8 protein-coding genes are annotated in these 10,056 nt (G+C 46.4%); 5 read left to right on the forward strand and 3 right to left on the reverse strand.

The window, feature by feature from the left end; translation table 11 throughout:
• Positions 1–297: 297 nt before the first annotated feature.
• The 5 genes from J8M00_RS25700 to J8M00_RS25720 all read left to right on the forward strand — a co-directional run bounded on the left by J8M00_RS25700 (position 298) and on the right by J8M00_RS25720 (position 6,746).
• Positions 298–1,386, forward strand: coding sequence for a hypothetical protein (locus J8M00_RS25700; RefSeq protein WP_247687572.1), 1,089 nt, complete (start codon positions 298–300; stop codon positions 1,384–1,386).
• Between the two features lie 371 nt (positions 1,387–1,757).
• The gene (locus J8M00_RS25705) at positions 1,758–2,243 is read left to right on the forward strand and encodes a DUF2938 domain-containing protein (protein WP_211013242.1); all 486 of its coding nucleotides are present in this window, start codon (positions 1,758–1,760) and stop codon (positions 2,241–2,243) included.
• 146 nt (positions 2,244–2,389) lie between these two features.
• Entirely contained in the window at positions 2,390–4,354 is a 1,965-nt protein-coding gene (locus J8M00_RS25710; RefSeq protein WP_211013243.1) for an acyl-CoA synthetase, read from the forward strand.
• Positions 4,355–4,442: 88 nt separating this feature from the next.
• Positions 4,443–5,798, forward strand: a complete 1,356-nt coding sequence (locus J8M00_RS25715) for a cytochrome P450 (RefSeq protein WP_211013244.1) — start codon at positions 4,443–4,445, stop codon at positions 5,796–5,798.
• A gap of 9 nt (positions 5,799–5,807) precedes the next feature.
• Positions 5,808–6,746: a hypothetical protein gene (locus tag J8M00_RS25720; protein WP_211013245.1), complete on the forward strand. Its 939-nt coding sequence runs from the start codon at positions 5,808–5,810 to the stop codon at positions 6,744–6,746.
• Between the two features lies 1 nt (position 6,747).
• Here the strand turns inward: J8M00_RS25720 and J8M00_RS25725 are convergent, their stop codons facing one another.
• The 3 genes from J8M00_RS25725 to J8M00_RS25735 all read right to left on the reverse strand — a co-directional run bounded on the left by J8M00_RS25725 (position 6,748) and on the right by J8M00_RS25735 (position 9,999).
• Positions 6,748–7,806, reverse strand: coding sequence for an NAD-dependent epimerase/dehydratase family protein (locus J8M00_RS25725; RefSeq protein ID WP_211013246.1), 1,059 nt, complete (start codon positions 7,804–7,806; stop codon positions 6,748–6,750).
• A gap of 2 nt (positions 7,807–7,808) precedes the next feature.
• Positions 7,809–8,978 (reverse strand): NADH:flavin oxidoreductase/NADH oxidase family protein, encoded by a 1,170-nt coding sequence (locus J8M00_RS25730; RefSeq protein WP_211013247.1) that lies wholly within the window; start codon positions 8,976–8,978, stop codon positions 7,809–7,811.
• Between the two features lie 88 nt (positions 8,979–9,066).
• Positions 9,067–9,999, reverse strand: coding sequence for a hypothetical protein (locus J8M00_RS25735; RefSeq protein WP_211013248.1), 933 nt, complete (start codon positions 9,997–9,999; stop codon positions 9,067–9,069).
• Between the last annotated feature and the right edge of the window lie 57 nt (positions 10,000–10,056).

Genomic DNA, 10,056 nt, shown 5'->3' on the forward strand with positions numbered 1-10,056 from the left:
AATAGCGCGCCCCGACAATTTGTCTCACGCATGAGACAAATTGCTAAGCCTGAATACGATTAATATTTATATTAATTATTTAATAACAAGCACGAATTCATAAGAGTGAATCCAAAAAAAACTAGATTTTATAGTATTCAATACGTCAATAAACAACACAACAGGTTAATTCATGCTCTGAAAAACACTATTTTTGCAATAAAGGTGAAATTCTCTTTAGCAAGAGTTAGACTTGCGTACTAGTCTTACTTAGGCAAATGTAACTCTTTTTAATATCACTATTCTTTTGGTAGCCGCATGATCAGTTTAGAACAGAAAGTTATCTCATTTTTAGGGAAGAACAAGGAAATGAGCTTTAAAGATGAAGATTTCTCTTACGAGGCTATTTTCCTCTGTAACGTAAAGCCCGATCCGACAAATGCGCGTTACCTCCCCACGGTAATGATCAGTGATGAAGATGCAGCACTTTTCGTCAACAGGAAAATTTCTAAGCGAGCGTTAGCTAAGATGTATGATGCCGAGGGTCTCGTACTTGTCGGTCACAACTGTTTTATAAATTGTCTCCCCCACGGCTCATCTGATTGGAAAAAAGCAAACGAAACCATTCACTCTATCGTCGATTTAGCCAACAACTTGGCCATGTCAGAAATCATTCAGGTACCAACTGTTTACCCAATTCACGATGGTCAATTTCAAATTTTAACAGGCCACCGCCGATATTTTGCTCTTTTGTATACCTATGGTATTAATTCTGTTTCCCAGTTTAAAGTTTATCAATGCGAGCCTATCTTATTAAAAACCAAGCAGTTTCAAGAAAATGCCAGCCGCGAAGAGCTGCCTCAGTATGGCAAATTAGTCTCCTTTAATGCCGCACTACTCGAATTGCAAACCTTGTCAGACGCCAGGCTCAGGCTCGGACTTAAAAAACTGACCGTGCGAGATACAGTCAGCATACTGGGGATCTCCATGGGCTCTTTTGACAACTATAAAGTCCTTACTCGTTACCCCTGTGTACTCTCAGCATACGAAAATGGTATCGCCTTGCCATTTATGAAAGCCAAAAAGATTGTCTTGACCATAGAGGAGCAGTACAAAGAAAAGCACGACAAAAGCGTCCTCAATGTGACGGATAAACACCACATTAATGATGAAATTGATTGCGTGCTGAATGGCACAACACAGAAAGCCTCCCCCCCGCACTCAGCATTTAAATTCAAGAAAATTAACTCAGCCAATACAATTAAGACGTTATTTGAGTCCAATATCTTCCAATTAGATACGGGTATTGACTGGCAAGAGTTAGATTGGGGAAAAACTGCGGATGTGAACGCCGCACTGGCCAAAGTCATCGATTACCTCGAATCTCACAATCGCGATATCCTTTAATTGTCAGGCCATTTAAACCCCGTTTAGCATAGAGATACCAGCAATACCGTTACTTTATCCGCGCCGAGATATACTGCGATGAATGTGCTAACTGACCCATATAGACTGCTGATATTTCGTTGAAATATGCGCCACGATATGGATATACTAGGCTGTAATATTGTGGCATTCACCATGGTATTAGACACCCGACGATGTATGTAGTATCAGTCAAAGACGTTGTCGCAAGAAACACTGAGTATATATTGTGAGTCATTCACCACGCGATAAATGTGTTGTCGCGCATGTCACCACTTGCGCGTACGATCATCATAAGATCACGTTTGTGGTTCGTATATACATGCAAATAGTAAAAAGACACAGGTAAAAAAATGGAATCTTTAGTTCAAGTTATATTAGTAGGGATAGGTGCAACCTTGATCATGGATCTTTGGGCCTTACTATTAAAAGTCAGTTTTGGCATCCCTTCATTAAACTACGGTATGGTTGGCAGGTGGTTTGTCTATCTCACCAAAGGCAAAGTATTTCATCAAGGCATCATGAAAACACCACCAGTCTCTGGCGAAAATACACTTGGTTGGATAGCACACTACGTGATTGGTGTTGCCTTCGCGTCACTGCTTTTTTTGGTACTGGGCAGTGAGTGGATTGAATCACCGACCCTATTACCCGCCTTGGTAGCCGGGGTTGTCACCATTGTATTTCCTTTTTTCATTATGCAGCCATGTTTTGGCATGGGAGTCGCGGCCTCCAAGCTACCCAACCCCAACACACTGAGATTTAGAAGCCTGTTGGCGCATCTGTCGTTTGGCATTGGTCTCTATCTTTCCGCAAAGTTAATGATGACACTTGCTTAATATGCGGGATACCACACCCGATGTCGTGACTGACCGATAAATTCAGACGCGCTCAGTGCAGTGCCAAGTCACATCATAAACCATGGTGACTTGGCACGTCACAATATCAGTTGGCAACATTAGGGCTAATAAGGAATATAAATAAAATGCATGATTCACCCCTCAATCAAGAATACTTGTTTCATCCTTTTGTGAAGCGCTTTGCTGGTGATCCCGAGCAGGTTCGTGACATTCACGACATCGAACAATTGGAAAAGCACCCAGCTTCTGAGCGCTTTCCCTGCCAATCGGTGACCGATGCCCTCTCCATCGCTGCACAGAAGTACCAACATGCCCGAGCAATGAGCTACTTACCCAATGGACGCGCGGACGATCCGGTGCAAAGCTGGAGTTATATAGAGTTTCAGGAGCAATGTATTGGTGCAGCCAATCTTTTCCACTCATTGGGGATAGATAGCGACAGTTCGGTGGCATTTTTGTTGCCCAATATGCCCGAAATGGTGTTTGGTTTGTGGGGGGCTCAGGCGGTCGCCATCAGCACACCTATCAATCCATTTCTGGAAGTAGAACATATTTGCGGCATTATGAAAGAAACCCAAGCACGCATTTTAGTGACACTTTCAAGTGATGCTAACCCAGCGCTTTTTGAAAAAGCGCTGGCAGTCAAGCACAACACCGTCCATCCAGTGACATTAGTGACCATAGGTACGCCCTGCAAGGAGGCGATAGACTGGCACTCTGAGCTGAAAAAGCAGCCTACAGATCAGTATCTTTTTCATCGTCCATTGAGCGGTCACGAAACTTCTGCCTATTTTCATACCGGCGGCACCACAGGCACACCAAAAATAGCCAGGCACACCCACCGAGGTGCAATAGTGAATGCCTGTCAAATGCTGATTGTCGGTCCCAATGAAGCCCTACTCAACACCAAATCAAAAGTGTCATTGTGTGCACTGCCGCTATTTCACGTCAACGCCATTGTGGTGTCCTCGTTAACATCATTGCTCAATGGCTCTGAGCTGCTATTAGCAGGACAGCAGGGATTTAGAAACAAGGCACTCATGCAAGATTTCTGGGCTATTGTCGAACGCTTTAAAATCAATTTTTTTGCCGGTGTTCCCACCGTTTATGCCGCATTGCTAGAGCAGCCAATCGAACAACACAACATCGACAGCCTCTTTTATTGCGGCTGCGGTTCGTCCCCTATGCCACAAGTACTCATCAATGAATTTACCCAGCGCACAGGGGCCGATATTTGTGAAGGCTACGGCATGACAGAAACCACCGCCTGCGCGTCAACACACTACTATTATGGTGCGCGTAAAGTTGGCTCCGTTGGCATGAGAGTCCCCTATCAAGCCATTCGTGTCGTGCAACTGAACGACGATGGGCAGATCATAAAAGAATGTGCACACGGTGAAGTCGGGGTACTGCTGATCAAAGGTCCCAATGTGATCCCTGAATATAAACAAGCCTTTGCCAATGCAAATGCGTGGCCTGAGCCGGGGTGGTTGAATACCGGAGATCTGGGTAAGTTCGATGCTGAAGGCTATTTGTGGCTGACCGGTCGACAGAAAGATTTGATCATTCGAGGTGGACACAATATCGATCCACTGATCATTGAAAATACCTTAGTGGGGCACTCGGATGTCATTATGGCTGCTGCCGTCGGAAAGCCCGATGCGTACGCCGGTGAGTTGCCTGTCGCCTATGTGACGATCCACGCTGGCTCATCACTCACTGCGGACACATTAAAGCAATATTGTAAAGATAACATACCCGAACCTGCGGCATCACCAGTGGAAGTAATGATTGTACCTGAATTACCTGTGACCCCCGTTGGCAAAATTTTCAAATTGCCACTGCGCCAAGAGGTGCTGATAAACTGCGTCAGCAGTGTCATACATGCATTGCATGATACGCTAGAGTTCACAGTTGAGGTCATCAACAATGTGTCGACAGGCAGTATTGTCAGGATCCACTTTGCCCAGCAACGCGAAGACATAGATGAGGTTGCCGAGCAATTGCAACACCAGCTCGACAAGTTCCACTTTCAATGGGAATTCAAATTTGCACCAGTGTCAGCACCTCAAACCGCACTGGAAATATAACAAAGAAAAACATGGCCCATTCAATCTAGGCCAGCTGTGCAGAGCCCCAAATTTTGGGCTCTTGCTTTTCAATAAAAAGGAAATTGTTGTGACAACGACGAATTTGCAGGAACAGGCGATGACCAAGCCCCCCATCGCAAAAAATATCACAGATGGCAAAAAGCCAATCACCTGGTTAGACAACCCACTTACATACTTGCGTCAGTGCTATGACCAATACGGTGATATATTTAGAATCGGCTCTGAGAAAAGTTCAGTCACCGTATTGGCTGGACTTAAAGCCAACCAACTTATGAGTACTGAGAGTAAGGACTTTTTGAGTTCAAATGCGTTTTGGTCAGATACACTGGATGAAATGAATTGTCCGCACTCATTTATTGGCGTAGATGGCGATGTACACCGCTATCAACGCCGTTTGATGGCCCCGATGTTTTGCAAAGCATCTTTAAAAGACAGTGTCGGCGAGTTTGGGAAAACTTTTCGAGATATTTTAAGTACGCAGTATAGCGAGCCGTCAACACGGCTTTGTCCGTTTCTGCGCCACACTTTGTCGACGCAAATAGGGTATGCATTGCAAGGTTATGCCCCCACTCCTGAAGAAGTGGAAGCATTGATCGATTATCAAGCAACGGTCATGAACGCCTGCTCCTTTAAGCGTATTTCAAAAAGGGTTTTGACCTCGCCTGAATATCTACAAGCGAAGAAAACCGTGCATGACCTTGCCGATCGGATCATTCACAATGAACAAGCCGAGCATGCAAAAGAGCGCTATATTGATGTGTTGATCTCACAAGGGCTTAAGAATAAACCGCAGTGGTTCACACCCGGAGATATACGTAATCACGCCATTATTCCTTTTCTTGCGGGAATTGATACGGTTACCTCTGCCTTAAGTTTTGCCCTACGAGAGCTCTTACTCAACCCTGATATTCGCCAAGAATTACAGCAAGAAGTCGCGCAATTAAACCTCGATGAGCCCGACCTATCGGTGATCAACGACATGACCAAAATCAATTTGTTCACCAAAGAAATCATGCGCTTATACCCGCCTGCATTTGCCATCTACCGTGTTGCAACCAATGACTTTGAGTTCAATGGCTATCAAATAAAGCAGGGGGAGACCTTGATCTTTTTCTTGTCAGCCTGCCACACCGATGCTCGCTATTTTAGCGATCCCTATACGTTTAAATTACATCGATTTGCTGATCCGGATGTTGAATCAGAAGCCTATGCGCCCTTTGGAAAAGGCCCACATACCTGTATTGGTGCAGGTTTATCCAACATTATTTTACCGCTCAACCTCGCCACTATCTTGAAATTTGCAGATTTTAAGTACGAGGGCAATATTGCTGATCTGGCACTGGACTACACTAAGCCTTCTCTGTCTCTTGACCCAGATTTTTCCTTGAGCATTACTCCGCTTGCGCACAACCCAACTGCATAGGACACAGTTATGTATCCACATCTTTGTCAATTGGCGCTCACCACTAAACATCCCCATTTATGCAGCAGCTTTTATAAAAAGCTGCTGGGTTATCAAGACAGCGGGGAGCGCACGGTACGCGGTATTGCCGCCGCACGCATTTTCAGTTGCAAAAAAGTGCGAGCACAATGTTATTGGCTCACTGGCGACGACCCATTTTTTCAATTGGAGATCTTTCACTTTGAACAGCCCCACTCGACAGATAACACAGAAAATATGCTCACACGCGGCTACAATATGCTGCTTATTGAGGCTCCATCCCTAGATGAGATCTGTCAAGACCCCCAGCTTGCCCCCCATATGCGTCAAATATGCCGATATCACGATCAGGGCACTGAGCATTTGTTGGTCCGAGACATCGATAACAATGTATTGGATATTTTTTCCAACGCGACCTCGCATACCCTGACTAAACCCACACTTCGCGGAGTCGGGGCCACCGTGAATGATTTGGACAGAGAAGTTTCCCACTTCACCCAGGGCTTTGGGTTATCTGAATCCACGGTACCATCGCATTTTGATCCACAATTTAAACGCTTGTCTGAGCAACCTCAATACAGCGGGGTTACGCAACGAAGTAAAACTCTGGTATGCGGCGGGTATCACTTGCAGCTCACCCAATATAACGATACCGGTGCCCATCACACTAAAGCCCAGACAGATCAAGGGGTGCTCAATATCGCCCTCGGCATTCGAGCATACGATGATTTTGCACCGCTGTACCAAAGTCTGTTGGATGCAGGTTATCAACCGCTATGTCTACCTATGGGGGATGCGATATCCAATAGTGCATATGTACACAGTGCTTCACTCTCCGTCGAGCTAGTACAGCTACCCACGCACATTCAAGCCATGTGGGGGTTTCCAGCACTAGAACCAGAGCCAGAACCAGAACCAGAACCAACCTAGATTAAACCGCAGACTTGATACCCGGCTGAGCAACTGCGCGTATCGCGGTCACAGAGTCTATGATGGTCTGCGTCAAATCAATGCGATATGGATCACAGAAATCCCGCTTTAGCTTACTGTCATCAAAGCGGTGCTCAATACCCAAGAACTTGTCGAGATAAGCCGTGGTTAAGCCCGTATTGTGCGCCGCTAAGGCGTACACCATCGCATCCTTTAATTCACGGTTCGGCATTTTATATTCCGGAAAATGCTGCGCGACAACTGCGGCAATACCTAACAGCGAAATTGATTTACCCGGTAGTAAGTAACGCCCCTCAACAGCAGGGTTGTGCAAAGCTTCCACATATATTCTCGCGACATCGCGCACATCGGCAATGCTGTAATACAAGCGAGGGCAGCCACTTGCGCGGGCATCAAGTAAATTCCGCAATATAGAAATACTGGAATCTTGGTGCGCTTTGGCATTAAACGGCCCCATCAACACCGACGGGTTAAATCGCACCAGTGTGGGTAATGCATCTGATGTATCCGCATCATACTGGGTCTTTAACAGCTGTTCAGCCTGTGTTTTTGAATAAAAGTAGGGTTCACTACTGGTTTTGATATCGTTGTTCCAATCGCTTTCGTCATATAGATGATCGTCAGCAACATCCGAACGAAATACCGCGGCCATTGAAGAGCTATAAATGACTTTTTTCAATCCAGTGCTGCGCTTTATACTTTGCAACATATTGTCGGTACCAATGATGTTCGCATCCTGATGGGTTTGTGGCACATCGACATCACTGGTAAACCCCAGTGCCGTCGTTGCCGCACAAGCAATCAAAAAGTCACTGTCTGCCAGGACTGTATCTAAACTCTTTGGCACAGTAAAATCAGCGCACATCACCTTGAGCGTATCTGCACCATGTACTTGAGCTAGCTGCTGCAGATGCTGCGCCCCTTCACTTGCTATATCCCTCACCGAGGCTCTCACCCGGTAACCCTGTGAGAGTAACTCAGCGACAACATGGGTCCCTAAATAGCCGCTGGCCCCCGTCACACATACTGTTTCACGCACAATTAGACTCCCTCTTGTGTTGTTATTTTTGACATCTTGACTGCGCCAGCCTGACGAGTCAGGCCTCTTATCTTACTCTCATACCAAGCGATGCTCATATGCTCTCCCTGTGGATCTCTCGGTAAGGTCAGGCCGCTTTGCGTATCACAGAGCGCCTGTGTGGCAAACTTAGGATCAATCACCAAAGCCCGCGCGACCCCCACAAAATCCGCAGCGCCGCTCTGTAGGCATGCTCTCATCCCTGTGGCGCTTCGGAACCCGCCCGTAACAACCAATGCGGTGTTAACCTGAGTGCGAATTTGCTTGGCATATTCTAAAAAATAGGACTCCCGCGCTCGCGTGCTCTCTTTCATATTCCCCATCATGACCGGGTTTTCATAAGTTCCGCCAGAGATCTCTATTTGGTCAACCCCCATTTCATCCAACGTTTTGGCAACCAGCATTGACTCCGCTTCACTAAATCCGCCCCGCTGAAAGTCTGCCGAGTTGAGTTTTATGGCCACCGGATAATTCGGGCCGACCGCTAGGCGAATTGACTCATAGGTGGCCACTAAGAAACGCATCCGGTTTTGCAAGCTCCCGCCCCATCTATCTGTGCGTATATTGTGCAGCGGTGAGAGAAACTGACTGATCAGATAGCCGTGGGCTGCGTGGATCTGCACACCGCCAAAGCCCACTTCTTTGCACCGCGCTGCGCAGCTGGCAAACTTGTCTATCAGGGCCAAAATTTCCTCGTCTGTCAGTGCCCGTGGCACATTAAAGTGGCGCGCAAGGCCATTGCCCAGCGGTACCACTGAGGGGGCCACTGGTTGAGCACATAACTGACTGATAATTTGCTTCCCAGGGTGATTGATTTGGGCCCAAAAATGGGTGTTATTTTCACTGCCCGCAGCCGTCCAGCGACGAAAGCTGTCCAGATCGCTGTGTTGATCTAATACCACATCCCTAGCCCCAGATAGGGCCGTCCTATCAATCATAATATTGCCAGACACTGAAATGCCAATATCACCCTCTGCCCACAGACGATATAAGGTCACTAACTTATCAGTTGGATTATGATTTTTATCACCTAGCTGTTCACTCATCGCCGATTTAAAAATGCGGTTTTTAACCACCACGGAATCGGAAAAAGCATACCGCGCAGCGAGCATATCCTGTGCACTGTCTTTCATATACGCCTCCACGGGCAGCTGCTCACCTACCCGGTAATTTTTAAATATTCCTTGTATATAGACAGGTATCTCTACCTGATGGGGATGTTTAGTCTCGACATGCCTGCAACAGCACCTGCGCCCTTAACCCCGAAGCGCTGGAATGCAGCGCAAAGTACTCGCCATGCGCCGCCGTTGAGCTGGCCATATAATCGACCAGATTAATAATTGAGTCGGCAGAAAAACAATGTCCAAATCGAGCGATATTATCCAAATAGAGCTGTGATTTGCTGACGCCAATACTGCCCTCTTTGAGGGTGATCACCGGCATGTAGAGATTGTTGCTAAAGACTTTACTCAGATCGCGAATTGTGAGGTGATTACGATCCATTAATTGCTGTGCGGTTGCGGTAAAGAGCGGCGTATCGTCAATGTCTTCCCCAGCCGCTTTTAACTGTAGATGTGCATTGATTTGAGAGTCCACAATATTCAGCCCGTCCTCAGGCACCTGGCTCAACACCTGCTTGTTAGACACCATAAAGCTTGCTGCGCCATCACTAAACAGCGCATAATCTTGAAAACGATGCCGCTCATCACGAATTTTATTACTGGTTACCAGCAAAATATGTTGATATTTACCACTGTCAATAAATTGCTTAGCCATATCTAATACTGACAACAGATTGGCACAATCTGATACGGTAACTCCCATCGGAAACGCGCGCTCCATACCCAAAGACAGCAGTAACTGGCTATACGAAAGGGTTTCGTCCACTGGGCTGAAATCGGAACTACAAATGATGACCAGATCAACCTCTTGTGCTTCGATTGGCGCGGCAGCAAGGGTCTGCTGCATAGACTCAAACGCCATTTCAAATATCGTTTTGGCCGACGTGCGATACCCGCCCCAAGCAAACAGTTTGGGCATATTTGGCAGTCCATGTTCTGCTAACACACTGTGAAAAACTTCAACATCATCATATTGGTGCTCAACTTCTCCCAAGAAGTATTTTGCAGAATGTAAACAGGATAGCCTCATCATATTTAAACCTCTAATACTTAAAATATCGTAACTTGCCCCTCGTGGCTGCGTCTGGCA

The organism is Pseudoalteromonas luteoviolacea, assembly GCF_018100925.1.
GTDB lineage: Bacteria > Pseudomonadota > Gammaproteobacteria > Enterobacterales > Alteromonadaceae > Pseudoalteromonas > Pseudoalteromonas obscura.